Annotated in this window: 20 protein-coding genes; 16 read left to right on the forward strand and 4 right to left on the reverse strand. The window is 64.1% G+C overall.

The window, feature by feature from the left end:
- The first annotated feature begins 151 nt into the window (after window positions 1-151).
- The 3 genes from U0004_RS14280 (at window position 152) to U0004_RS14290 (ending at window position 6096) form a co-directional block, all read left to right on the forward strand.
- Complete coding sequence (locus U0004_RS14280; protein WP_034781632.1) at window positions 152-3193, forward strand: TonB-dependent receptor; 3042 nt, start codon at window positions 152-154, stop codon at window positions 3191-3193.
- 66 nt (window positions 3194-3259) lie between these two features.
- A complete protein-coding gene (locus U0004_RS14285) occupies window positions 3260-4651 on the forward strand; it encodes a Gfo/Idh/MocA family protein (protein WP_205412530.1) in 1392 nt (463 codons plus the stop codon).
- Window positions 4652-4779: 128 nt separating this feature from the next.
- Window positions 4780-6096 (forward strand): DUF3472 domain-containing protein, encoded by a 1317-nt coding sequence (locus U0004_RS14290; RefSeq protein WP_070256365.1) that lies wholly within the window; start codon window positions 4780-4782, stop codon window positions 6094-6096.
- A 10-nt stretch (window positions 6097-6106) separates the two neighbouring features.
- Here U0004_RS14290 and U0004_RS14295 read toward each other — a convergent pair whose 3' ends face one another.
- Window positions 6107-6619: a hypothetical protein gene (locus U0004_RS14295; RefSeq protein ID WP_070256362.1), complete on the reverse strand. Its 513-nt coding sequence runs from the start codon at window positions 6617-6619 to the stop codon at window positions 6107-6109.
- A gap of 150 nt (window positions 6620-6769) precedes the next feature.
- On the opposite strand from U0004_RS14295, the gene U0004_RS14300 reads away from it, so the two are divergent.
- From U0004_RS14300 to U0004_RS14310, 3 genes are all read left to right on the forward strand, one after another.
- Complete coding sequence (locus tag U0004_RS14300) at window positions 6770-7282, forward strand: sigma-70 family RNA polymerase sigma factor (RefSeq protein WP_070256359.1); 513 nt, start codon at window positions 6770-6772, stop codon at window positions 7280-7282.
- Window positions 7282-8256, forward strand: a complete 975-nt coding sequence (locus tag U0004_RS14305; protein ID WP_070256356.1) for a FecR domain-containing protein — start codon at window positions 7282-7284, stop codon at window positions 8254-8256. The genes U0004_RS14300 and U0004_RS14305 overlap by 1 nt, the downstream gene beginning before the upstream one ends.
- Window positions 8257-8341: 85 nt before the next feature.
- The gene (locus U0004_RS14310; RefSeq protein ID WP_070256353.1) at window positions 8342-10804 is read left to right on the forward strand and encodes a TonB-dependent siderophore receptor; all 2463 of its coding nucleotides are present in this window, start codon (window positions 8342-8344) and stop codon (window positions 10802-10804) included.
- Between the two features lie 4 nt (window positions 10805-10808).
- On the opposite strand, the gene U0004_RS14315 is transcribed toward U0004_RS14310, so the two are convergent.
- Together U0004_RS14315 and U0004_RS14320 are read right to left on the reverse strand one after the other, a co-directional pair.
- Window positions 10809-11186 (reverse strand): SirB2 family protein, encoded by a 378-nt coding sequence (locus tag U0004_RS14315; protein WP_070256350.1) that lies wholly within the window; start codon window positions 11184-11186, stop codon window positions 10809-10811.
- Window positions 11187-11273: 87 nt separating this feature from the next.
- Window positions 11274-11729: a GNAT family N-acetyltransferase gene (locus U0004_RS14320; protein ID WP_070256347.1), complete on the reverse strand. Its 456-nt coding sequence runs from the start codon at window positions 11727-11729 to the stop codon at window positions 11274-11276.
- A gap of 283 nt (window positions 11730-12012) precedes the next feature.
- Between U0004_RS14320 and U0004_RS14325 the strand changes: the two genes are divergently transcribed.
- The 3 genes from U0004_RS14325 (at window position 12013) to U0004_RS14335 (ending at window position 15410) form a co-directional block, all read left to right on the forward strand.
- Window positions 12013-13257 (forward strand): MFS transporter, encoded by a 1245-nt coding sequence (locus U0004_RS14325; RefSeq protein ID WP_070256345.1) that lies wholly within the window; start codon window positions 12013-12015, stop codon window positions 13255-13257.
- Window positions 13254-14651: a NarK family nitrate/nitrite MFS transporter gene (locus U0004_RS14330; RefSeq protein WP_070256343.1), complete on the forward strand. Its 1398-nt coding sequence runs from the start codon at window positions 13254-13256 to the stop codon at window positions 14649-14651. Before U0004_RS14325 ends, U0004_RS14330 begins: the two co-directional genes overlap by 4 nt.
- Before the next feature lie 63 nt (window positions 14652-14714).
- Complete coding sequence (locus U0004_RS14335) at window positions 14715-15410, forward strand: carbonic anhydrase (RefSeq protein WP_070256341.1); 696 nt, start codon at window positions 14715-14717, stop codon at window positions 15408-15410.
- Here the strand turns inward: U0004_RS14335 and U0004_RS14340 are convergent.
- Window positions 15396-15767, reverse strand: coding sequence for a hypothetical protein (locus U0004_RS14340; protein ID WP_034781616.1), 372 nt, complete (start codon window positions 15765-15767; stop codon window positions 15396-15398). The two genes, U0004_RS14335 and U0004_RS14340, sit on opposite strands and share 15 nt — an antisense overlap.
- Before the next feature lie 245 nt (window positions 15768-16012).
- Here U0004_RS14340 and U0004_RS14345 point away from each other — a divergent pair, with 245 nt between their 5' ends.
- From U0004_RS14345 to U0004_RS14375, 7 genes are all read left to right on the forward strand, one after another.
- Window positions 16013-19711: a nitrate reductase subunit alpha gene (locus tag U0004_RS14345; protein ID WP_070256339.1), complete on the forward strand. Its 3699-nt coding sequence runs from the start codon at window positions 16013-16015 to the stop codon at window positions 19709-19711.
- Between the two features lies 1 nt (window position 19712).
- A complete protein-coding gene (narH, locus tag U0004_RS14350) occupies window positions 19713-21263 on the forward strand; it encodes a nitrate reductase subunit beta (protein ID WP_070256337.1) in 1551 nt (516 codons plus the stop codon).
- Window positions 21264-21272: 9 nt separating this feature from the next.
- A complete protein-coding gene (narJ, locus tag U0004_RS14355; RefSeq protein WP_231958226.1) occupies window positions 21273-21929 on the forward strand; it encodes a nitrate reductase molybdenum cofactor assembly chaperone in 657 nt (218 codons plus the stop codon).
- Window positions 21930-21956: 27 nt separating this feature from the next.
- A complete protein-coding gene (gene narI / locus U0004_RS14360; RefSeq protein ID WP_070256335.1) occupies window positions 21957-22643 on the forward strand; it encodes a respiratory nitrate reductase subunit gamma in 687 nt (228 codons plus the stop codon).
- A gap of 15 nt (window positions 22644-22658) precedes the next feature.
- On the forward strand, window positions 22659-23405 hold the full coding sequence (locus U0004_RS14365; RefSeq protein WP_034781603.1) for a peptidylprolyl isomerase: 747 nt from the start codon (window positions 22659-22661) through the stop codon (window positions 23403-23405).
- A 102-nt stretch (window positions 23406-23507) separates the two neighbouring features.
- Window positions 23508-24494 (forward strand): GTP 3',8-cyclase MoaA, encoded by a 987-nt coding sequence (gene moaA, locus U0004_RS14370; RefSeq protein WP_070256333.1) that lies wholly within the window; start codon window positions 23508-23510, stop codon window positions 24492-24494.
- Between the two features lie 44 nt (window positions 24495-24538).
- A complete protein-coding gene (locus U0004_RS14375; protein ID WP_327076237.1) occupies window positions 24539-26425 on the forward strand; it encodes a type IV pili methyl-accepting chemotaxis transducer N-terminal domain-containing protein in 1887 nt (628 codons plus the stop codon).
- Window positions 26426-26436 lie beyond the last annotated feature (11 nt).

The raw sequence follows: 26436 nt of genomic DNA on the forward strand, positions 1-26436 counted from the left end.
GAAAAGAAAATCAGCCGATGCGGACTGATTTCCCGGAAGGTGCAACTGCCTGGCTGCACCGGCCGACGACCACCATAAAAATTGCATCCCCCCGACTTCGCCCTGGAGCGGGGAGGGCGCGCATAACCCTCGATATAGACGGAGAGACAGCATGCATACCACCCGACTCAAATTGCGCGACATCAGCCGCGCCGCAGCGATCGTGATCGCACTGGCGGCCGGCGTGCCAGGCCAGGCCTGGGCACAGTCGAACGCCACCAGCACCATTTTCGGTGAAGTGAGCGCGCCGGCCGGCGCCACCGTGGTGCTGGAAAACCTGGCGACGGGCGTGCAGCGCAGCCTGACGCCCGATACGTCGGGCCGCTATGTGGCCAACTCCATGCCGCCAGGTCGCTATGCGGTGCGCGTGCTGCGTGCCGGTTCGGTGGAAGCGTCGCAGGAAGTCGAAGCCCTGATCGGCGCGGGCGCGGAAGCGAACTTCGGCCCGGCCAGCGCCGCCGGCACGGTGGGCCAGGAGCAGACCGTCGTGGTGAAGGCGTCGCGCAATCCGATCGACGTGTCGAACACCAACAATGGCGTGATCTTCACGGCCAAGGAATTGAAAGCGCTGCCGGTCGGGAACGACGTCGCCTCCATCGTGCAGCTGACGCCGGGCGTGTCGCGCGGCACCAACAGCGTGTATGGCAATGCGCCATCGATCGGCGGCTCGGGCCAGTCCGAAAACGCCTTTTACGTCAACGGCTTCCCGATCACGAATATCCTGACCCAGGTGGGCGCATCGGAGCTGCCGTTCGGCGCGATCTCGAACCTGCAGGTGCTGTCGGGCGGCTATGGCTCGGAGTTTGGCCGCTCCACGGGCGGGGTGATCAACATCACCACCAAGAGTGGCGGCAACAAGGTCGAATTCGGCGGCAAGGTGTCCATCATCCCCCGTTCGCTGAAAGGCGAGCCGGAAAACACCTATTACCCGAACACGGGCGCCAATCCGAAGACGGATGGCAATCTGCTGTACTGGAACCGCGACAATGGCAGCACCAGCAAGGTGGTGGGCCTGTATGGCAGCGGCCCGCTGATCAAGAACAAGCTGTTCGCCTTCGTGGCGCTGGAACAGACGCGCACGGACAGCCAGGCCGTTGCCGCCACCGCCGACTCGGGCACGGCCCTGGCGCGCGGCTGGAGCACCAGCCAGAGCAAGGTGAACCGCATGATGGCCAAGCTGGATTACAACCTGACGGACGACCATCACTTCGAATACACCAAGCTGTATGACCGCACGAAAACGGATAGCCAGGCGTATGGCTACAGCTACGCCACGCATGCGAGCAATGGCGTACAGGCGGGCAAGGGCGAGACGACGGTCAACTGCTGCGGATCATCGGCCGCGCCGGGCGCCAACATCGACATCTTCAAGTACACGGGCTACCTGACGGACAACCTGACCGTGACGGCCATGATGGGCGAATCGCGCACGTCGCACACCCGCACGCCGAATGGCTACAATCCGCTGCTGGCGCAAACGTCGTCGAATACCTCGACCCAGGTGCCTGGCCTGACGTACGCCAATCCGCAAACGGTGACGGGCACTCTGGTCGACCCATCGTCGGAAGACCGCCAGAAGGCCAAGCGTCTGGACCTCGAATACAAGTTGGGCAAGCACTCGCTGCGTGGCGGCATCGACCGCATCGACGTGGAATCGAAGGTGGGCCTGAGCCTGGCGGGCGGCTACCGCTGGAGCTATCTGAAAGCGGACGATCCGAACCGGGCCATCAACGGCGCGTTCGAGACGCCGGCACAGGGTGGCGGCTACGGCGCGCAGGGCTATTACGTCAGCAAGGACTTGAATGCCAACCTGGCGCGTCCGACCAGCGTGCAGTCGGCGCAATACATCCAGGATCACTACCAGGTCACGGAACGGGTGCTGCTGGACCTGGGCCTGCGCCGCGAGCAGTTCACCAACTACAGCACCGATGGCGTGGCCTTCATTTCGCAGCGCAACATGATCGCCCCGCGCGTGGGCGCCACCTGGGATTACCTGGGTGACGGCACCCTGAAATTCTTCGCCAACGGCGGCCGTTACCACTTGCCGGTGCCGTCGAATTTGTCGAGCAACATGGCCAGCCCCTTCCTGGCCACCAGCGAGATGTACACCTACACGGGTGTCGATCCCGTCACGGGCGCGCCGACGGGCCTGCACGCGATCAGCAAGCCGTATTCGGCCAACAACGCGTACGGCCAGAGCCGCGATGCGCGCGAAGTGACGGCCATCGGCTTGAAACCGCTGTCGCAGGATGAATTCTCGCTGGGCTTCGAACGCGCCCTGAGCAAGAAACTGGTGGTGGGCGCCAGCGTCCTGTACCGCAAGCTGAACGACACCAACGACGACGTCTGCGATGCGCGTCCGCTGCAAGCCTGGGCCACGCGCAACAGCGTCGACACGAGCAACTGGGGTGGCTTCCAGTGCGCCATCATCAACCCTGGCCGCGACAACAGCCTGATGGTGGACTTTGACGATGGCAAAGGCTTGCGCCGCGTGGATATTTCGGCGGCGGAGTGGGGAAATCCGCTGCCATCGCGCACCTACCGCGCCTTGAACCTGTTCGTCGAGCACCCGTATACGAACGGCTGGTACGGCAAGCTGACCTACACCCTGTCTGCGCTGAAGGGCAATATGGAAGGCCAGACGGACAGCATCGGCGGCGGCGACGTGGGTCTGACCGTCAGCGACGACCACAAGGAACTGATGTACAACGCCTATGGCTACCTGCCAGGCGACCATCGCCACGCGTTCAAGGCCTACGGTTTCATGCAGGTCATCCCGGACGTGATGGTCGGCGCCAACCTGTCGCTGACCTCCGGCGCGCCGCGCAACTGCATCGGCGCGCTGCCCGATAACCTGCGGTTCGAGAACGATTACGGCGATTCCTACTTCTATTGCAATGGCAAGCCGGCGCCGCGCGGTAGCCAGGGTCGCCTGCCTTGGCAAGCCCAGCTGGACATGAATCTGGCCTATACTCCCAGCGCCGTCAAGGGCCTGAGCCTGAAAGTGGACGTCTTCAATGTGTTCAACAGCCAGACCGTGACCCGCTATAACGAAACGCGCGAAGACCATGGCGCCATCGCCCGCAACTACCTGCAGGTGGCTGGCCGCACGGCACCGCGTTCGGTGCGATTCACGGCGGAATACACCTATTAAACTGCAGCCGGCCCGCTGCAAGGCGGGCCGGTGACGAACATTACCAATGGAAGCGAGAAGAGACCAATGACAACACAAATCAATCGACGCAATTTCCTGTCCGCCAGCGCCGCGCTGGCCGGTGGCGCCATGGCCGGCAGCGCCTTGCTGCCTGGCGACGCCAGCGCCGCCCCTGCGGCCGGCCGCGACAAAGTCCGCCTGGGCCTGATCGGCACGGGCATGCGCGGCCAGGTGCTGCTGGCTGAACTGGTGCGCCGCGATGACGTGGAAGTGGTTGCGCTGTGCGATATCGAGCCGATCATGCTGAAACACGCGCTGGGCCAGGTGGCCAAAGCCGGCAAGCCCCGTCCCCGCACGTATGGCGAAGACCGCGACCAGAAAGCCTACAAGCGCATGCTGGACGCGGGCGGCCTCGATGGCGTGATCATCGCCACGCCGTGGGAATTCCACGCGCCGATGGCGATCGCCGCCATGCAGGCGAAGATACCCGTCGGTTGCGAAGTGGTGGCCGGCATTACCCTGCAAGACCACTGGGACGTCCTGAATACCCAGCTGAAAACGGGCACGCCATACATGTTGCTGGAAAACGTGTGCTACCGCCGCGACGTGATGGCTGCGCTGCAGATGGTGCGCGCGGGCCTGTTCGGCGAACTGCTGCACCTGCAGGGCGGCTACCAGCACGATCTGCGCGCCGTGAAATTCAACAGCGGCAATCCTGCCAAGCCGTATGGCGGCGGCGTGGAATTCGGCGAAAAGGGCTGGTCGGAAGCCCATTGGCGCACGCAGCACTCGGTCGAACGCAATGGCGAACTGTATCCTAGCCACGGCATCGGCCCATGCGCCATGTACACCAACATCAACCGCGGCAACCGTTTTACGCGCATCAACGCCTTCGCCACCAAGGCGCGCGGCTTGCACGACTACATCGTCAAGCAGCCGGGCGGCGCACAGCATGCGAACGCCAAGGTCAAGTTCAAGCTGGGCGACGTGGTCACCACCACCCTGGCGTGCGAGAACGGCGAAACCATCATCCTGCAGCACGATACGAGCCTGCCGCGCCCGTACTCGTTGGGCTTCCGCGTGCAAGGCACGGACGGCCTGTGGATGGACCTGAACAATTCCATCCATATCGAGGGCGTCAGCAAGCCGCACCAGTGGGACGATTTCAAGACCTACCAGGACAAGTATGAGCACCCGGTCTGGCGCAAATATGCGGCGCAAGCCGAAGGCGCGGGCCACGGCGGCATGGACTTCTTCGTCATCCACGCCTTTGTCGAAGCGCTGAAGGCCAACGCGCCGATGCCGATCGATATCTACGATGCCGTGACGTGGAGCGCCATCACGCCGCTGTCCGAGCAGTCGATCGCCGCCAACTTCCAGACCCTGGACTTCCCGGACTTCACGGGCGGCCAGTGGAAAGCGCGCAAGCCTATCTTCGCTCTCGACGGCAAGTACTAAGCCTTCACGACCCGCTACCGCGCCTGCCGCCGTAGCGGGTTTTTTCCAGCCATCCCAGCTTTTCAAACCGCGGCGCACGCCGCAGGACTTCTTGCGCCTGTTGCACGCCGTACCACCAGGAGACGTTGATGAAACACAGAAGTTCATTACTCTACGCAGTCCTTCCCGCCATGCCATTGCTGCTGGCCGCATGCGGCGGCGCCACTGCCACCGCTACCCCCGACATGGGCGGCACCGCCTTGCTGGCTGCCAGCGTGGCCGCGCCGGCCACCACCGCCACCGTGGAACTGGCCGGCAACGCCTTCATCACGGGCGGGAACGAGGGCGCCGTCATCGGCGAACATGGCCTGGCCGGCTGGAGCAATCCGGCTGCCGTCGCCAGTACGTATTTCCGCGTCTCCGGGGCGGGCCCTGTCCAGGTGGCGCTTGACGCCAGTCTGGCCGATGGCGGCAACAGCAACATCCGCGTGAAGATCAACGGCAAGCCCTTCGACGTGAAGCTGGCCGGCAAGGCGCGCAAGACCTATGCCGTGGGCACGGTGAACGTGGCGGCGGCCGGCTATGTGAAGGTGGACTTGCAGGGGCTGTCGCGCGTGAAGGCCACGTTCGGCGACGTCACCGCGCTGAAGGTGACGTCGAACGCCGCGCTCACGTACGCCAATGACCCCGCCAATTACTACTGGTCGCGGCGCGGCCCGTCCGTGCACATGGGTTACACGGTGCCGGCCAATACCGAGTATTTTTATAACGAGATGACGATACCCAAGGGGCAGGACGCCATCGGCTCCTATTTCATGGCCAACGGCTTTGGCCAGGGCTACATGGGCATCCAGGTGAAATCACCGAGCGAGCGCTGGATACTGTTTTCCGTGTGGGACGCCGACAATGGCGCCAAGACCACCTTGGTCAGCAAGGGCGCCGGCGTGGTCGATAACGCCTTCGGCGGCGAGGGCACGGGAGGCCAGACCTATCTGTCGTATAACTGGGCAGCCGGCACGACGTACCGCTTCATCACGCGCGCGCGGCCCGACGGCAATGGCGGCAGCGATTACTCGGCCTGGTTCTTCGCGCCCGAGACGGGCAAATGGCGCTACATCGCCACCTGGAAGCGGCCGGCGATTTCCACGTATCTGACGGGCGTGCATTCCTTCCTCGAGAACTTCATCGATACCCTGGGCTACACTGAACGCCGCGTCCAGTTCGGCAACCAGTGGGCAAGGAATGCATCGGGTACCTGGTCGGAAGTGACGGCCGGGAGGTTCACCGGCGACGCCACGGCCACGAATGCGCAGCGCATGGATTATGCGGGCGGGCTGGAAAACGGCAAGTTCTACCTGCATAACGGCGGCTTCTTTGCCGATTACGTGCAAACCAGCCAGAACTTCACGCGTCCGGCCACTGGCCAGGCACCGGCTGTCGATGTGGCGGCCTTGCCAATGCAATAGGCGTTGATCCTTACCCCGGCCGCTTGCCCACCATCGCTTCGATGCCGCGATAGTAGGTGAGCGGCCGGCCTATCGTCACTCCCATCAATGCCGCCGCCTGGATGATGTCGTTGGTATCGCGCCGGTACACGACCAGCGCATCCATTTCGTCGCTGCCGTTGCCATCGATCTGGATCAGGTCATAGCCGCCTTCGTCCACGGCGCGCTGTGCCAGTTCTTTGTCCAGCCACTCGAAATAGGGCAGCGCGCTACCGTCGCTGTCCTTGAGCAGCTCGTACGGGAAGTCGGGGAATGCGTCGAACATGTCCTGTATCTGTTCGTGCAGTTCGTCGAGCTTGTCGCTCGACGCCATATAGCCGCCCAGGTGCCAGAGGATCGCCACCGCGTAGGCTTGCGCATCGCTGTCGATCCACTCGTCGCGTGGCGCGGAGGGCGCATCGGTGATGGCGGCGACGGCCGCGTCGAGTTCCTCTCCTTCCAGGTCACCGCAGGTCAGTTTGGTCAGCAGTTCAGACAAGAGCATGTTTGGCTTTCAGGGTAGGGCACGGCCAGGGGAGAGGCATGTGCAAGACGTTGTAAATACTATCATTTCTACGTGCTACGTGGCGGTTGCGCCAGCCGTGTCATGCCAGTTAGAATGCGAATCATTATTGTTTGCGTGTGAGGATTTTCCGTGCCGCCTGCCCAATCCGGCGTCCACCAGGAGGTGGGCAGCCTGTATCACGAACATCACCGCTGGCTGCAAGGCTGGCTCAGGCACAAACTGGGCAATGCGTTTGACGCGGCCGACGTGGCGCACGATACCTTCATGCGCCTGCTCAATCGCGACGAGACCATCGTCGCGCGCGAGCCGCGTGCCTTCCTGACGACGGTGGCCAAGGGCGTGCTGGGCAATCTGTACCGCCGGCGCGACCTGGAGGCGGCCTACCTGGAAACCCTGGCCAGCCTGCCGGCGCAATGCGCGCCCGACCCGGAGGCGCAGGCGATCCTGCTCGAAGCCCTGCTCGACATCGACCGCCGCCTCGATAGCCTGGCGCCTGCCGTGCGCCGTGCCTTTCTGCTGTCGCAGCTCGATGGCATGCCGCAGGCGGCCATCGCGCTGGAGCTGAATGTCTCGCTGGCCACCGTGCAGCGCTACCTGGTCAAAGCCATGCACCAGTGCTTCTTTTCCCCGCTGGCGCCGTGATGGGCGCCCTCACGCCGGAAGCGGCCAGCTTGCAGGCTGTCGAATGGCTGGTGCGCCTGCAGGCCGGTGACGCCACGCCGGAAGTGGAGCAGGCATGGCGCGCCTGGCGCGGCAGCGACCCGGAAAACGAGCAAGCCTGGCAGCATGTGGAAGGCTGCATGGCGCGCATGCGCGCCTTGCCCGCGCCGCTGGCGCACGGCACGCTGGCCCGCAAGCCGCTGCACGCGCAAGCGAATGCGGCGCGGCGCCAGTCTTTGAAACTCCTGGCGCTGCTGGTCGTGGGCGGCGGCGCCTGGCTGGCGGGTGGCAATGAGCAGGCGCGCTTCTGGCTGGCCGATTACCGCACTGGCACGGGCGAATTGCGCCACATCGTGCTGGCAGACGGCACGCGCATCGCCCTCAACACGGCCACCTCCATCGACGTGCGTTTCGATGCGGGCCAGCGCCTGGTGACCCTGTTAAAAGGCGAGATCATGGTCGCCACGGCACGCGACGTGGCGGGCCGGCCTTTTTTCGTGCGCACGGGCCAGGGCCGCTTGCAACCCGTGGGCACGCGCTTTGCCGTGCGAGCCGGTAGCGAAGCCACGCGCCTGGGCGTATTTGCGGGCGCCGTCGACATCGTGCCGGAACAAGCGCCCGATGCGGCGCGCAGGCTGCAGGCGGGTGAACAAGCGACTTTCACGGCGGGCAGCGTTGGCTCCATCGAGCTTCTGCCTGCCGGCGCCGATGCGTGGACGGCCGGCATGCTGGTGGCGCACGACATGCCGCTGGCCGATTTTGTCGGCGAGCTGGCACGCTACCGGCATGGCCGCCTGGCCTGCGATCCGGCCGTCGCCCACCTGCGCGTGTCGGGCATCTATCCGCTGGCCGACACGACGCAAGTGCTGGACATGCTGACGCGTACCTTGCCCGTCGACGTGCGCCAGAGCACGCGCTTCTGGGTGAGCGTGGTGCCGCATCGGAAGCATCCATGATTATTTTCTGAAAATGTGAGGGTTTTTCGATTTTCGCGTGACATAGCGAGTGAACCCCTCATTCACTTTCAGGAAAACAGTCCGCATGCCCAGCACAGCACCTACTTACCCATCTTCCGCTTCCCGCACATGCCGCCGCAGCGTGGCGGCGCTGACCGTCAGCCACGCCCTGTGGCTGCTCGCCGCCGGCGGCGCATTGGCCGCCGCACCTATTGCCCAGGCAGCCAATGGGGCGCGCATCGAGCTGGCGATACCCGGCGGCACCCTGGAACAGGTGCTGGTGCGCTTCGGCCAGGAGACGGGCACCATGATCTCCTACCAGGCCGCCACCGTGGCCGGCAAGCGCAGCGCCGGACTGACGGGCAGCTACAGCGTGCCCGAGGCGCTGGGCACCATCGTCGCCGGCTCGGGCTTGCGCGCCGTGCCGCAGGCGAATGGCGGCTATGTGCTCGACGTGGCAGCGGCCGAGGGCGCCCAGACCATGCCGGAGATGAAGGTCAGCGCCAGCTTTGATGCGAATGGCGCGACGGAAGGCAGCGGCTTGTATACGACGCAGACCATGCGTTCGGCCACGCGCCTGGGCCTGTCCGTGCGCGAGACGCCGCAAGCCGTCAGCGTGGTCACGCGCCAGCAGATGGATGACCAGAACCTGCAAACGGTGGAAGAGGTGCTGCAAAACGCGGCCGGCGTGGCCATCAACCGCTACGACAGCGACCGTACCTCGTTCTTCGCGCGCGGCTTTTCCATCGCCAGTTACCAGTACGACGGCATTCCCACCACGGTCGACAATGCCTACAACGTGGGTGACAGCACCCTGGACATGACGGCCTACGACAGGGTCGAGATCGTGCGCGGCGCCACGGGCTTGCTCACTGGCGCCGGGGAGCCGTCGGCCACCATCAACCTGGTGCGCAAGCGCGCGTCATCGAAGCAGATGGCCGGGAATGCCGCCCTGAGCCTCGGTTCCTGGAACAATGCGCGCGCCAGCGCGGACCTGTCCACGCCCTTGAGCAGCGATGGCAAGGTGCGCGGCAGAGTGGTGGCCAGCTACCAGGACAGCGAATCGTATGTGCACCTGTATCACGGCAGGAAAGCCATGGCCTACGCCACCGTGGAAGCGGACCTGGCGCCCGGCAGCGTGCTGATCGCCGGCTATGAATACCAGGACAACCGCCCGCGCGGCGGCATGTATGGCGGCTTGCCGCTGTGGTATGCGGATGGCGAACGGGCCACCTTGCCCCGTTCCGCTACGACGGCGACCACCTGGAGCCGCTGGTTCAGCACCAGCCAGACGGCGTTCTTGCGCCTGGAGCAGGACCTGGGCAAGGGCTGGAACCTGACGGCCATGCTGAATCACGGCTGGGGCAATTATTCGGCGGCCGAGCTTTTCGCCAATACCTGGCCGGACAAGGCCACGGGCCAGGGCGTGACGGGCTACACCGGGTTTTACTCGGGCACGCGGCGCCAGGACAGCGTCGACGCCTATGTGCAAGGGCCGCTGCAGCTGCTGGGGCGCACGCACGATCTGGCGTTCGGCGTTTCGGGCAGCAACCAGTTCTCCAGCAACCCGGGCATCTCGGGTGGCAGCGTCGATTACGGCAATTTCCATCAATGGCAGGGCGTGACGCCGGAGCCGGACTGGAATGACCCGAATTTCTCGCGCTGGCAGCTGCTCGATACGGTGCAGCAGCGCGGCATCTACGGCACGGCGCGCTTTTCGCTGGCCGATCCCTTGAAACTGATCGTCGGCGCGCGCTACAGCCGCTACAAGGCGGACCATGTCGATGACTGGGGCGGCAGCTACGCCTATGCCAAGCATGCCGTCACGCCGTATGCGGGCCTGGTGTGGGATATCGATGCGCAGCATGCGCTGTACACCAGCTATAGCAAGATCTTCAAGCCGCAGGGCTACCAGGACCGGTTCGGCCGCTATCTGGATCCCGTACAGGGAAAGAATCTGGAGGCGGGCGTGAAGGGCGAGTATTTCGGCGGCCGATTGAATGCGGCGCTGGCCGTGTTCCGCATCGCGCAAGATGGCCTGGCGCAGGAGGATACGGGCCATTTTGTCGGCAATTCGCTGACGCAGGCGTATTTCGCGGCATCGGGCACCACCAGCAAGGGCGTGGAGCTGGATGTGTCGGGCGAGCTGGCGCAGGGCTGGAACGTCTCGGCCAGCGTGTCGCACGCGGCGGCCGAGGACAACAAGGGCGCGCGCCTGAACAGCTATGTGCCGCAGACCCTGGCGCGCGTGTTTTCCACATACCAGCTGCCTGGCGGCTTGCGGGCGTTATCGGTGGGCGGCGGCGTGAACTGGCAGAGCGGCGCCTACCGTGACGCCACCGGGCCGACGGGCACGCAGCGCGTGGAGCAGGGCGGTTATGCCGTGGCCAGCCTGATGGCGAAATACGCGCTGTCGCGCCAGTTGTCGCTGCAGGCGAACGTCAACAACCTGTTCGACAAGCATTACTACAGCCAGCTTGGCATGTATAACCAGGCTTACTGGGGCGCCCCGCGCAACGCCAGCGTCACCCTGCGCTACATGTTCTGATGCATCAGAGCGGCCAGACCTGCTTGGTGACGGCCACCGCGACGATGTAGGCGAATACCAGCACGGCGAGCGCGAAGGCTGCGCCGCGCACGGCCGGCGTCTTGCCGCGTTTTAGCGCGATGGTGCCCAGCACGATGTAAGCCACCAGCGCACACAGCTTGGCAGCCAGCCAGGGGTGGCTGCCCGGCGACTGGCCGCTCCACACGGCCAGCGTGATGGCGCTGGCCAGCAAGGCCGTGTCGACCAGGTGCGGCAGGATTTTTACCCAGCGTTGCTGCAAGGCTGGCGAGGCGCGCAGCATCCAGATGCCGCGCAAGAGGAAAAGAAAGCCGCTGGCGGCGGCGCATCCCATGTGGAAATGCTTGAGGCTCAGATAATCCATGCGTGAGGTGGTGGGCGTTGATTGATGGTGGCGCCAGCATAGCCGCCTTTGGCGCGCCGCGCCATACGTCGTCGGGATGAGGCGCGATCAGCGGCACCATTTCACGTACACCAGCTCGGGGTCTCCCTCGTCGAGATGGTCGATCTGGCCGCTGCGCACGAAGCCCGCTCTGGCGAACAGCCGTTGCGCGGCCAGGTTGGACTGGTTCGTCGAGGTGAACAGCTTGCCTGTCTGGCACGCGGCTTCGGCGGCGGCCAGCAGGCGCAAGCCCACGCCGCGCCGCTGCTGTCCGGGAGCGACTATCACCAGCGAGACGAAGCCGTAGCCGAAGAAGTCGTCGTGCGTGAGGACATAGCCGGCGACCTGGCCCGCCCGCATGGCCACCTGGCAGTGCCCCTTGCCTACGGCGGCGCGCACGGCATCGCCCCGGCTGGCGTGCACCTGCGCATACGCGTCGCAGGCCAGCATGGCTGCCACATCGCCAGCCTGGGCCAGGCGGGTGATGATGGGCTCTGTTTCGTGCCTGTCGTGTTTGTTCTGCATGCCGCTCCTTTTTCTCCAGGCGCCGAGTGTGCCAAAAATAGCTGCGTTTGTAAAACACCCGCCATTCAGGCTAGGTCCATCCTCCGCCATCTAGTCACTTTTGCCGATACGGCTATCCAGATTGCCTTTCCAGAATCACCCTGTGGCCGATAGTGCCTTTCCCCTCTGCCACGTAAGCTGGTCGGGACGGCTGGCCAGACGGCCAGTGCATTCATGGAGAAACATCGTGGCTACCCTAGATGGCACTAAGAACAACAGTAGTAACAAGGCAGTCGAACCCGGCATGCGGCGCAAGCAGGCGTCCGTGCTGATTAGCAGCACCTTCGCGTTTACCATCTGCTTTGCAGTCTGGATGATGTTTGCCGTACTGGGCATCCCCATCAAGACCAGCCTGGGTTTGACTGAAACACAATTCGGCCTGCTGGCCGCCATGCCCGTGCTGACGGGCTCCCTCGTGCGCGTGCCGCTGGGCATCTGGACGGACAAATACGGCGGACGCCGCGTCTTCTTCTGGCTGATGCTGGCCAGCGTGGTGCCGATCTACCTGATCTCCTACGCCACCGCCTACTGGCATTTCCTCGTGCTGGGCATGTTCGTCGGCCTGGCGGGCGGCTCGTTTTCCGTCGGCACGCCGTACGTGGCGCGCTGGTATGAAAAGGAGCGCCGCGGCCTGGCGATGGGCATCTTCGGCGCCGGCAACTCCGGTTCCGCGCTGACCAAGTTCGTCGCGCCGGGTATCGTCGCCGCCTTCGGCTGGCAAATGCTGCCCAAGGTGTATGCGGTGGCCATGCTGGCCACGGCCATCATCTTCTGGCTGTTTTCGTACACGGACAAATCGCATCTGGCGCCATCGGGCGAGAGCTTTTCGGCGCAGATGAAGGTGCTGAAGGATCCCCGCGTGTGGCGCTACTGCCAGTACTACTCGGTGGTGTTTGGCGGCTATGTGGCGCTGGCGCTGTGGATGACCAAGTACTACGTGGCCGAATACGGCTTCGACCTGAAGCACGCGGCGCTGCTGGCCGCGTGCTTCTCGCTGCCGGGCGGCGTGCTGCGCGCCGTGGGCGGCTGGATCTCCGACAAATACGGTGCGGCGAAAGTCACCTGGGCCGTGATGTGGGTGTGCTGGGTGTGCTTCTTCCTGCTGTCGTATCCGCAAACGCAGATGGTCGTGGAAACCGTCACGGGTCCGATGGCTTTCCATATCGGCCTGTCGCCGCTGTGGTTCACCGTGCTGCTGTTCATCGTCGGCATCGCCATGGCCGTGGGCAAGGCGTCCGTCTTCAAGTTCATCGGCGATGATTTTTCCGACAATATCGGCGCCGTCTCGGGCGTGGTAGGCCTGGCCGGCGGCCTGGGAGGCTTCATCCTGCCCGTGATGTTCGGCGCCCTGGTGGACTTTACCGGCGTGCGTTCGAGCTCCTTCATGCTCCTGTACGGCACCGTCTGCGTTTCCCTCGTCTGGATGCATTTCTCGTTCAAGCCGCTGCGCGCGGCCACTATCAATCAACCTGCAGGAGCTAAAGCATGAGCCGCTACATGATCAATACGTGGGAGCCGGAAACCCCGAGCTTCTGGCAAAACACGGGCAAGGCCACGGCCGCGCGCAATCTGTGGATATCGATTCCCGCGCTGCTGCTGGCATTCGCCGTGTGGATGGTGTGGAGCGTGGTGGTGGTCAACCTGCCCAACATCGGCTTCACCTACAGTAACAACCAGCTGTTCTGGCTGACGGCCTTGCCGGGCCTGTCCGGCGCCACCTTGCGCATCTTTTATTCGTTCATGGTGCCGATCTTCGGCGGCCGCCGCTGGACGGCCATTTCCACTGGCTCGCTCCTGATTCCCGCCATCGGTATCGGCCTGGCCGTGCAGGACGTGAACACGGGCTATCCGACCATGCTGATCCTGGCGCTGCTGTGCGGCTTCGGCGGCGGCAATTTCGCCTCGTCGATGGCCAACATCAGCTTTTTCTATCCCAAGGCCAGCAAGGGCTTCGCGCTGGGCATGAATGCGGGCCTGGGCAACCTGGGCGTGTCGGTGGTGCAGTTCGTCGTGCCGCTGGTGATCACGTTCGCCGTCTTCGGCGCCTGGGGCGGCGATTCGCTCACCTGGGTCAAGAATGGCGTGAGCAAGGACATGTGGCTGCAGAACGCGGGCTTCATCTGGGTGCCGTTCATCGCCTTGAGCACCTTGCTGGCCTGGTTCGGCATGAATGACCTGGCGTCGGCGAAGGCTTCGTTTTCCGAGCAGGCCGTGATCTTCAAGCGCAAGCACAACTGGCTCATGTGCTGGCTGTACACGGGCACCTTCGGCTCCTTCATCGGTTATTCGGCCGCCTTTCCGCTGCTGATCAAGATCCAGTTCCCCGACGTGAATCCGCTCGATTATGCCTTCCTCGGCCCCCTGGTCGGTGCGCTGGCGCGCGTGGCCGGCGGCGTGATTTCCGATAAACTGGGCGGCGCCCGCGTCACCCAGTGGTCGTTCCTGCTGATGATCGGCGCCGTGCTGGGCGTGCTGTACTTCATGCCGCAAGCGGGCGAAGGTGTGCACACTGCGGGCAGCTTCAATGGTTTCTTCTGGATGTTCATGCTGCTGTTCGCCGGCACGGGCGTTGGCAATGCGTCGACCTTCCGCATGATCCCCGTGATCTTCCTGACGGAGCACCAGCGCGCGGCCGCCGGCAAGGGCAAGGCGGAGCAGGAGCAAGCCATCGTCGACGCCAACAAGGAAGGCGCGGCCGTCCTGGGCTTTACGTCGGCCGTGGCCGCGTATGGCGCCTTCTTCATCCCGAAAAGCTATGGCACCTCGATTGCGCTGACGGGCAGCCCCGACGCGGCCTTGTGGTGCTTCATCGGCTTTTATGTGAGCTGCATCGCGATCACCTGGTGGTGCTATGCGCGCAAGAATGCGCCGATGCCTTGCTAGTTGGCGTCAGAACGCCTGGCAAGTCCTGCTTGCCGGGCGCCGTATAGAGTATTCGAGGTAGTCATGGAAGAACTGGAAAAATTTGTCAACGGCTTCAGCCTGTTTCAGCAGCAGTACTTCAGCGAACCGCAAACCTTGTACGACAGCCTGCGCGACGGGCAGCGGCCCTCGACCTTGCTGATCGGCTGCTGCGATTCGCGCGTCGATCCCATGCTGCTGACGGGCAGCGACCCGGGCGACATGTTCGTCGTGCGTAATATCGCCAACCTGGTGCCACCGTGCACGCCCGACGCGCCGCCCGGCGTCAGCTCGGCCATCGAGTTCGCCGTCTGCAAGCTGGAAGTGGCCAGGGTCATCGTGCTCGGACATGCGCGCTGCGGCGGCATCCGCGCGCTGCTGGAACCGCAGCCGCGCACGGAAGGCCAGGAAACGGACTTCGTGGGACAGTGGATGCGCATCGCCGAACCGGTGGCGCAAAGGGTGCGGCGCGAGCTGGCGCACCGCTCGTCGGCGGAACAGCACCACGCGTGCGAGCTGGCCAGCATCCTGCAGTCGCTGGACAACCTGCTCACCTACCCGTGGCTGAAGCGGCGGGTGGAGCAGGGGGTGTTGAAGCTGCATGGATGGTATTTCGACATCGACAGCGGGGCCCTGATGGCATATTCGGCGCGCCAGCAGCAGTTTTTGCCGCTGGTCTGCCCGATCGAACGGGCGCGTCATCTGCACGAGCGCCCTTGGCCGGATTCAGCTAAAACGTAACAAATCCCCGCTGCGGTCAAACGCCAGCAGGCTGTCGATGCGGCCTTGCTCGATGGCCGTCACCATGGCGCGCAGGGGCGCCTCGCATTCCTGCGCCGCGGGCGGCTGGCCGTCCTGGCCCGCCAGTCCCGCCACGAAGACCACGTCCCAGTGCGTCTGCATCTGTTTCGACTCCTCTTTCAATGTCTCGAAGCTGTCCAGTTCCTCGGGCAGCTTGTCGGCGCACATCACGGGCGTGAGGGACTTGCCCTGGCCGCCAGGCTGGGCCTGCGCCTGGGTAAAGGTGAACAGCAGGCGTTGCGGCTGCTCCTGGTTGCGGGCGCTGCGCAGCAGGCTGGCGTAATCGGTAATCGGCATGGTGCTCTTTCTCTGGGTTGAACGATGACGACAGGTATACCGCAGCGCCGCCTTGCCGCCCATAGGCAATAGTGACTATCCGGGTGACTACCCGTCTATGCATTCCTGGTGCCGGAAACCGACTTCTTGCCAATACCGCCGGGCACGTCACATCGATAGACTGTTTGTATCGACGCTTGAGCCATCCTGCTTGCAGCGTTTTTTAAGACCTGGCGCCGCTGTCCGCGGCGCAATGTGGAGGTAGCATGAGTCACTTTCTGGACCGCCTGAAATTTTTTAGCAAGCCCGCCGAGCCGTTTTCAAACGGCCACGGCACCGTGGTCGATGAAGACCGTACCTGGGAAAACGCCTACCGCCAGCGCTGGCAGCACGACAAGATCGTGCGCTCCACGCATGGTGTGAACTGCACCGGTTCATGCAGCTGGAAGGTATACGTCAAGAATGGCCTGATCACCTGGGAAACCCAGCAAACCGATTATCCGCGCACGCGGCCTGACTTGCCGAACCACGAACCGCGCGGCTGCCCGCGCGGCGCCAGCTATTCCTGGTACGTGTATTCGGCGCAGCGCGTGAAATACCCGATGGTGCGCGGCCGCCTGATGGAAATGTGGCGCGAAGCGCGCAAGACCATGGACCCCGTCACGGCCTGGGACTGGATCAGCCAGGATCCCGTGCGCTCGCAGCAGTACAAGTCCATCCGCGGCCTGGGCGGCTTCGTGCGCGCCACCTGGGACGAATCGAATGAAATCATCGCCGCCGCGAATGCGCTGACGATCAAGAAATACGGCCCGGACCGCGTCGTCGGCTTTTCGCCGATTCCCGCCATGTCCATGGTCAGCTATGCCTCCGGCACGCGCTACCTGTCACTGATCGGCGGCGTGGCCCTGAGCTTCTATGACTGGTACTGCGACTTGCCGCCCGCCAGCCCGCAAGTGTGGGGCGAGCAGACGGACGTGCCGGAATCGGCCGACTGGTACAACTCGACCTATCTGATGGTGTGGGGCTCGAACGTGCCGATGACGCGCACGCCCGACGCCCACTTCTACACGGAAGTGCGCTACAAGGGCACGAAAACCGTGGCCATCTCGCCCGACTACGGCGAAATGGTGAAATTCGGCGACATCTGGCTGGCGCCGAAGCAGGGCACGGATGCCGCGCTGGCGCTGGCCATGGGCCACGTCATCCTCAAGGAATTCCACTCGGAAGGGCAGAGCGCCTACTTCCGCGACTATGCGCGCCAGTACACGGACTTCCCCATGCTGGTGCTGCTCAAGGAGCATAACGGCACCCTGGTGCCCGACTACTTCCTGCGCGCTTCGCACCTGGACAACAACCTCGACGAAACCAACAATCCGGAATGGAAAACCCTCGTCATCGATGAAACCACGGGCGCCATCACGGCGCCGGCAGGCTCCATCGGCTTCCGCTGGGGCGAATCGGGCAAGTGGAACCTGGAGCAAAAAGCGGGCGGCAGCGGCGAACCTATCGTGCCGATGCTCTCCATGATCAACGACAGCGATGCCGTCACGGAAGTGGGCTTTGCCTACTTCGGCGGCAAGGATGCGTCCGACATGCTGCTGCGCAAGGTGCCGGTGAAAACCATCCGCCTGGCCGACGGCACGACGGGCCTGGTCACCACCGTGTTCGACCTGACCCTGGCCAACTATGGCATCGACCGTGGCCTCGGCGGCGAAAACGTGGCGGAAAGCTATGACGACGACGTGCCGTACACCCCCGCCTGGCAGGAGAAGCACACGGGCGTGAAACGCGCCGACGTCATCACCGTGGCGCGCCAGTTCGCGGAAAACGCGGACCAGACGCGCGGCAAGAGCATGGTCATCGTGGGCGCCGGCCTGAATCACTGGTACCACATGGACATGACGTACCGCGGCATCATCAACATGCTGATGATGTGCGGCTGTATCGGCCAGTCGGGCGGCGGCTGGGCCCATTACGTGGGCCAGGAAAAACTGCGTCCGCAAACGGGTTGGACGCCTTTGGCCTTCGCCCAGGACTGGGTGCGTCCGATGCGCCAGATGAATGGCACCTCGTTCTTCTATGCCCACACGAGCCAGTGGCGCCATGAAAAGCTGGAAACGGGCGATATCGCCTCGCCATCGGCGGCCGGCGGCACGGGCGACCTGACCCTGCTCGACTACAACGCCAAGGCCGAGCGCATGGGCTGGCTGCCATCGGCGCCGCAGCTGCAGACCAATCCGCTGGAAGTGGCCAAGGCCGCCAAGGCGGCGGGGCAGGCGCCGGCCGCATATGCGCTCGACCAGATCAAGGCGGGCCAGCTGCAGTTCTCGTGCGACGACCCGGACAACCCGGCCAACTTCCCGCGCAATATGTTTGTCTGGCGTTCGAATATCCTCGGTAGCTCGGGCAAGGGCCACGAGTACTTCCTGAAATACCTGCTCGGCACGCAGAACGGCTTGCTCAGCGACGAAGACGACTGCATCACGCCGAAGCAGGTGAAAGTGCGTCCTGCCGCCGAAGGCAAGCTCGATCTGCTGGTGGTGCTGGACTTCCGCATGTCGACCACCTGCCTGTATGGCGACGTGGTGCTGCCGACGGCCACCTGGTACGAAAAGGATGATCTGAATACCTCGGACATGCATCCGTTCATCCACCCGCTGTCGGAAGCCGTGCAGCCCTTGTGGCAATCGAAGTCGGACTGGGAAATCTACAAGGGCATCGCCGAGAAATTCTCGGAAATCGGCGGCGAGCTGCTGGGCACCCAGCAAGACATCATCCTCACGCCGCTGATGCACGACACCCCGGGCGAACTGGGCCAGCCTTTCGATCCCAAGGATTGGCGCGCCGGCGAATGCGATGCCATTCCCGGCAAGACCATGCCGAACATGACGGTGGTCGAGCGCAATTACCGCGACGTGTACAAGAAGTTCACCTCGATCGGCCCGCTGCTGGAAACCATCGGCAACGGCGGCAAGGGCATTTCCTGGAAAACGGGGCATGAAGTCGAGGTACTGCGCGGCGTCAACCGCACGGTGCTCGAAGAAGGCGTCTCCAAGGGCCAGCCGCGCCTCGATACGGCCATCGACGCGGCCGAGATGATTTTGTCGCTGGCGCCGGAAACGAATGGCCACGTGGCCGTCAAGGCCTGGGCCGCGCTGTCCGCCATCACGGGACGCGAGCATACGCACCTGGCGCTGCCGCGCGAGCATGACAGCATCCGCTTCCGCGACGTGCAGGCGCAGCCGCGCAAGATCATTTCCTCGCCCACCTGGTCGGGCCTGGAAAGCGAGGAAGTCAGCTACACGGCCGGCTATACCAACGTGCATGAACTGATCCCATGGCGCACCCTGACGGGCCGCCAGCAGTTCTACCAGGATCATTTGTGGATGCGCGATTTCGGCGAAGGGCTGTGCGTGTACAAGCCGGCCATCAATACGAAGACGACGGAAGCGCTGCTGGGCACCAAGCCGAACGGCAACAAGGAACTGGCGCTGAACTTTTTGACGCCGCACCAGAAGTGGGGCATCCACTCCACGTATTCGGACAACCTGCGCATGCTGACCCTGTCGCGCGGCGGACCGCACGTGTGGCTGTCGGAGACCGACGCGAAGACGGCCGGCATCGTCGACAACGACTGGATCGAAGTGTTCAACGTGAACGGCAGCCTGACGGCGCGCGCCATCGTCAGCCAGCGCATCCCGGCCGGCATGACGATGATGTACCACGCCCAGGAAAAGATCATCAACGTGCCTGGCGCGGAGATGACGGGCAAGCGGGGCGGCATCCATAACTCGGTGACGCGGGCCGTGCCCAAGCCGACGCACATGATCGGCGGCTACGCCCAGTTGGCGTACGGCTTCAATTACTACGGCACGGTGGGCTCCAACCGCGATGAATTCGTATTGGTGCGCAAGATGAACAAGGTCGACTGGCTCGAAGGCCCGTTGCAGGAAGAAGGAGCATAGTATGAAAATCAGAGCGCAAATCGGCATGGTGCTGAACCTGGACAAGTGCATCGGCTGCCACACCTGTTCCGTCACCTGCAAGAACGTATGGACCAGCCGCGACGGCGTCGAGTACGCATGGTTCAACAACGTGGAAACCAAGCCGGGCATCGGCTATCCGAAGCAGTGGGAAAACCAGGACAAGTGGAATGGCGGCTGGCGCCGCACGGACGCGGGCAAGATCGAGCCGCGCCAGGGCAGCCGTCTGAAAATCCTGGCCAACATCTTCGCCAACCCGAACCTGCCGGCCATCGACGAGTATTACGAGCCGTTCACCTACGACTACGAGCACCTGCAAAGCGCGCCGCTGTCGCAGACGCCGCCGACGGCCCGTCCGATCTCCGTGCTGACGGGGAAAAAGATGGAAAAAATCGAGTGGGGTCCGAATTGGGAAGATGACCTGGGCGGCGAGTTTGCCCAGCGCAGCAAGGACAAGCTGTTTGACAACATGCAGAAGGAGATGTACGGCACGTTCGAAAACACCTTCATGATGTACTTGCCGCGCCTGTGCGAGCATTGCCTGAACCCGACGTGCGTGGCGTCTTGCCCCTCCGGCTCCGTGTACAAGCGCGAAGACGACGGCATCGTGCTGATCGACCAGGACAAGTGCCGCGGCTGGCGCATGTGCATCTCCGGTTGCCCGTACAAGAAGATTTACTACAATTGGTCGTCCGGCAAGGCGGAGAAGTGCACCTTCTGCTTCCCGCGCATCGAAGCGGGCCAGCCTACCGTGTGCTCGGAAACGTGCGTGGGCCGCATCCGCTACCTGGGCGTGCTGCTGTACGACGCCGACAGGATCGAGGCTGCCGCCTCCGTGCCGCAAGAGCAGGACCTGTACCAGGCGCAGCTCGATCTGTTCCTCGACCCGCACGACCCGGCCATCATCGCCGAGGCGCGCCGCCAGGGCATCCCGGACCTTTGGCTGGAAGCGGCCGTCAAGTCGCCCGTCTACAAGATGGCCGTCGAGTGGAAAGTGGCGTTCCCGCTGCATCCCGAGTACCGCACCTTGCCGATGGTGTGGTACGTGCCGCCGCTGTCGCCGATCCAGGCGGCCGCCGAATCGGGCAAGCTGGGCGTGAACGGCATGCTGCCGGACACGCAAAGCCTGCGCATTCCCGTGCAGTACCTGGCCAATCTGCTGACGGCCGGCGACCAGCCGCCCATCGTCACGGCACTGGACCGCATGCTGGCCATGCGTGCCTACATGCGCAGCAAGACCGTCGAGAAGGTGGAGAACCTCACGGTTCTGAAACAGGTGGGCTTGACCAAGGCGCAGGTGGAGGACATGTACCACATCATGGCCATCGCCAATTACGAAGACCGCTTCGTCATCCCCAGCAGCCACAAGGAAATGGCCGAGGACAGTTTCAACGAGAAGGGTTCGTGCGGCTTCAGCTTCGGCAATGGCTGCTCGGACGGCACCAGCGAGCCGACCTTGTTCGGCAAGAAAAAGCACGGTTCGGCCATCTTCATGCAGATGCCGAAGTCGCGCAAAACGGCGCCAGGCGCTTAAGGAGCTCATATGGAACACGCTATGCATCACTACCAAGTCCTTTCTCGCCTGCTGCTGTATCCCGAGCCAGAGCTGATCGCGCACCTGCCGCAGCTCGGCGCCGCGCTGGCGGCCGTGCCGGAGCAGCACGCGCTGCTGCGGCCCTTGCTGGCGCACCTGGAAAGCAGCAGCCTGATCGACCTGCAGCAGCAGTACGTGGCCACCTTCGACCGCAATCCGTCGCACTCGCTGCACCTGTTCGAGCATATCCACGGCGAATCGCGCGACCGGGGCCAGGCCATGGTCGACCTGATGGAGGAATACAAGCGCCACGGCCTGCAAATGGTGGGCGACGACTTGCCCGACTTCGTGCCCCTGTTCCTGGAGTTTCTGGCACAGCTCGACGAGGAAGTCTCGGCACCGCTGCTGGGCGATGCCGTCCACGTGCTGGCGCACATCGGCCGCAAGCTGACGGCCAACGGCAGCCCGTACGCGCCCGTCTTCACGCTGCTCGAACGCCTGAGCCCCGTGGCGGCAGAAATGCTGGCCGAACCGCCGGTGCGCGACATGGACGAAGCGCTGGAAACCTTCGGTCCCGGTGCGGACGGCGTCGAGCCGTTGCTGCGCCAAGCGCCGGGCGGCGTCCATCCCGTGCATTTTCACCCGCAGCCGCGGCGCGCCGCTTGAATCGCGTCCGCATGAGGAGAGTACATCATGAGTAATTACTTGCATCAATTTGTGTATGGCATTTATCCATACATCGCGCTGGCCATCTTTTTCCTGGGTAGCCTGATCCGTTTCGACCGCGAGCAATATACGTGGAAGTCCGATTCCAGCCAGCTGCTGCACCGCGGCAGCCTGCGCCTGGGCAATATCCTGTTCCACATCGGCATCATCGGCCTGCTGTTCGGCCATGCGGCCGGCTTGCTGACCCCTGTCTGGGTATGGGATACCCTGGGCGTGTCGCATAGCCTGAAGCAGGGCGTGGCCATGGCGGCCGGCGGCGTGATGGGCGGCCTGTGCCTGGTCGGCATCCTGATCCTGCTGGCGCGCCGCTTCGGCAATGAACGGCTGCGCGCCGTCACCACGGCCGGCGACAAGCTGGTGATGGTGTGGATCTTGCTGACCTTGCTGCTGGGCCTGTCGTCGATCTTCGTCTCGGCTTCGCACATGGATGGCCACATGATGGTCTTGCTGATGAACTGGGCGCAGCACATCGTGACCTTCCGCGGCGACGCGGCCAGCTTCATCGTCGATGCGCCGCTGGTGTTCAAGCTGCACCTGTTCATGGGCATGTCGCTGTTCGTCATCTTCCCGTTCACCCGCCTGGTGCACGTGTGGAGCGGCTTTGGCGCCATTGGATATCTGGGCCGCGCCTATCAACTGGTGCGCCGCCGCTAAGAAAGGAGCTACATCATGGGAATCTCCGTCAATGGCATCGATATCGACGATGCCGACATCGCGCAGGAGCTGCCGCATCACGACGGCGCCGGCAATCCGCTGAAACAGGCCGTGCATGAACTGGTGCTGCGCCGGCTCCTGCTCGACGAAGCCGAACGCCTCGGCGTGCAGGGTGGCAGTACTGACGACCGCATCGAAGCGCTGTTTGCGCAGGAAGTGCGCGTGCCGCCCGCCGACGATGCGGCTTGCCGCACCTTTTATGCGCAGCGCCCGCAGCTGTTCAGCAGCGGGGCGCTGGTCGAGGCGCGCCACATCCTGTTCCAGGTGACGCCCGAGGCGCCGCTGGAGCTGCTGCGCACGACGGCGCAAGCCGTGCTCGATGCCCTGAAACTGGCGCCCGAGCGCTTCGGCGAACTCGCTGCGCAGTATTCGAACTGCCCGTCCGGCGCCCTGGGGGGCAACCTGGGCCAGCTGTCGCCGGGCCAGAGCGTGCCGGAATTCGACGCACTGTTGTTCCGCCTGGAAGAGGGCGCGCTGGCCGGCCATTTGCTGGAAACGCGCTTCGGCTACCACATCGTGCAAGTACTGCGCCGCGTCGAAGGCCAGGCCATCGCCTATGAGGCGGTGCAGGCGCAGATCGCCGACCGCCTGTCGCGCGCCGCGTGGCAGCGCGCCGTGCACCAGTACCTGCACTTGCTGGTGGGGCGCGCGGAGATCGCCGGTGTCGAGCTGGAAGGCACAGCCAGTCCGCTGGTTCAGTAGGCTGAAAGGCGTAGTCCGAAAGGCGTAGGCCGCTAGGCCTTCTGGGGCACAGCCAGATCGTGCCCCAGCCTTTACAATCAAGAAAGAAACAGGAGTAGCGTCATGGGTAGCGTCAAGTTGCAGGACCGTTTTGGCCGTTCGATCGATTATGTGCGGCTGTCCGTTACCGACCGTTGCGATTTGCGCTGCAGTTACTGCATGCCCAAGGGCTTTCGCGGCTTCGAGGAACCGAAGGACTGGCTGACGTTCGACGAGATCGAGCGCCTGCTGGGCATCTTCGTTCGCCTCGGCACGCGCCGCGTGCGCCTGACGGGCGGCGAGCCCCTGTTGCGGCGCAACCTGCCGCAACTGGCGCAGCGGCTGACGGCGCTGCCTGGCCTGCAGGACCTGTCGCTGTCGACGAATGCCACCCAACTGGGCAAGCATGCCGTCGCCTTGCGCGCGGCGGGCGTGGACCGTATCAACGTCAGCCTGGATTCGCTCGACCGCGCCTGCATGCAGCAGATCACGGGGCGCGACAGCCTGCAACCGATTTTAGATGGCCTGATGGCGGGCAAGGCGGCCGGTTTCGACCCGATCAAGATCAATATGGTGGCCATGCGCGGCGTCAATGACGGCCAGATCGAGGCCATGGCGGCGTTCTGCATCGAGCAGCAGTTCATCCTGCGCCTGATCGAAGCCATGCCCATGGGCAGCACGGGCCGCAATGCCTGCTACATGCCGCTGGGCCCCGTGCGCGAGCGCCTGGCGGCCCGCTTTGGCCTGGTGCCGCAGGCGATGGAGCTCGGTGGCGGGCCGGCGCGCTACCTGGCGACAGCCGACGGGCGCTCGAGCATCGGCTTCATCACGCCCATGTCGCAGCATTTTTGCGCCACCTGCAACCGCGTGCGCCTGTCCGTCGATGGTACCCTGTACCTGTGCCTGGGCCAGGAAGAGAAATTCGCCTTCGGCCCCATGCTGCGCGGCGGGGCCACGGATGCGGAGATCGAAGCGGCGATCCGCGCCGCCATCGAACTCAAGCCGCAGCAGCATGATTTCAATACGCAGCCCGATAAAATCATCCGGTTCATGGCACAGACGGGCGGCTGAGGCAGTTTGCATTTACATTCAAGGGCGGTATGAAATTCAAGGCGATGTTTTCCTCCTGGCAGAAGCTGTCGACCAAGATCGTCGGTGCGCTGCTGCTCATGCTGGTGCTGGCCCTGAGCGCCATCGGTTGCACCCTGTTCCTGTCGTGGCAGCTGGAAGGCAGTTCGGCCGCCATCAACGAGACGGGCCGGCTGCGCATGCAGACCTACCGCCTGACCCTGCTGCTTGCCAGCGACGCCCGCGAACAGGCGCGCCAGCAGGCGATGCTGATCGACGAGACCCTGGCCAAGATCGGCCACGGCGACCCGCAGCGCCCCTTGTTCCTGCCTCCCAGCACGGCCATCAAATCGGAATTCGAGCGCATCGGCGTTGCCTGGCGCGGCGCCCTGCGTCCGTCCGCGCTGGCCGCCGATTCCATCGCGCGCGCGCGCCAGTTCGAGCATGACGCCGATACCTTCGTGGGGCAGGTCGACCAATTGGTGCGCCTGATCGAACACGATAGCGAACAGCGCACTTTCTGGCTGCGCGCCTCGCAGCTGATCCTCGTCGGCATGGCCGTCATCGGCACGGTCAGCATGATCTACCTGATGTTCATGCTGATCATCGAACCGGTGACGCGGCTGCGCCTTGGCATGCAGCGCATGAAGGAGCGCGATTTCAGCGTGCGCCTGGCAGTGGAAAGCAATGACGAATTCGGCCAGCTGGCCAGTGGCTTCAACCAGATGGCCGACCGCCTGCAGGCGCTGTACGGCAACCTGGAAGAGGGCGTGCGCAGCAAGACGGCCACCCTCGAATACCGCAACCGCGAACTGGCGCTGCTGTACGAAAGCGCCGCCTTTTTGCAGCGCCCGCAGCCCCTGGAAGATATTTGCGGCGGCTTCATGCAGCGCATCGTCGACTATTTCGAAGCCGACGGCTCCACCGTGCGCGTGCTCGACGCCGAGCGGGGCAACCTGCACATGGTGGTGCACCACGGCCTGTCCGAGGAGCTGGTGGCGTCCGAGCATTGCCTGAAGGTGGGCGACTGCCTGTGCGGCACGGCCGTCGAGATGAAGGTGGCGAAGGTGCACGACATGCGCCGCATCGACAAGGCGCACGAGCTGCGCTGCCACCGCGAAGGCTTTGCCACCGTCTCCGTCTTCCATATTCACGCGCACGAACAGCACCTGGGCTTTTTCAACCTGCATTTCCGCCATGCGCGCGTGTTTTCCGCGCGCGAGCTGGCCTTGCTGGAAACCCTGGGCCAGCTGCTGGGCATCGCGCTGGAAAACCTGCGCCTGGCCGCGCGCGAGCGCGAAATGGCCATTTCCGAAGAGCGCAACCTGGTGGCGCAAGGCCTGCACGACAGCATCGCGCAAAGCCTCAATTTCCTCAACCTGCAAGTGCAGATGCTCGACGACTCCGTGCGCAACGCCCGTTTCGACGAGGTGGCGGGCATCGTGCCGGCCCTGCATGCGGGCGTGAAGGAAAGCTACGAGGACGTGCGCGAGCTGCTGGCGAACTTCCGCAGCCGCCTGATGGAGGATGACCTGATCGGCTCCCTGCGCGCGGCGGTCGACAAATTCCGCCGCCAGACAGGCATCGAGGCCGATCTGCTGGCCGACGTCGACGGCGCGCCATTCCCCCGCGAGCAGCAATTGCAGTTATTATTCATCGTGCAGGAAGCGCTGTCGAACATCCGCAAGCACGCCCAGGCCAGCCACGTCGAGGTGCGCCTCGCCGATCACCAGGACTTTACCTTGACGATCAGCGATAATGGCGTCGGCTTCGATGCTGCCGCCGTGCTGGAAAAGGGCGACAGCCATGTCGGCATCCATATCATGCGCGAGCGCGCACAGCGCATCGACGCCACGTTCGACGTGCATGCCTGTCCCGGCGGCGGCACGACCGTCGAACTGCACCTGTCGCGCGAACAGCGCCGCGCCGCCTAAGTAACTACCTG

This window comes from Janthinobacterium lividum (assembly GCF_034424625.1).
In the GTDB taxonomy this organism is placed as follows: domain Bacteria; phylum Pseudomonadota; class Gammaproteobacteria; order Burkholderiales; family Burkholderiaceae_D; genus Janthinobacterium; species Janthinobacterium lividum.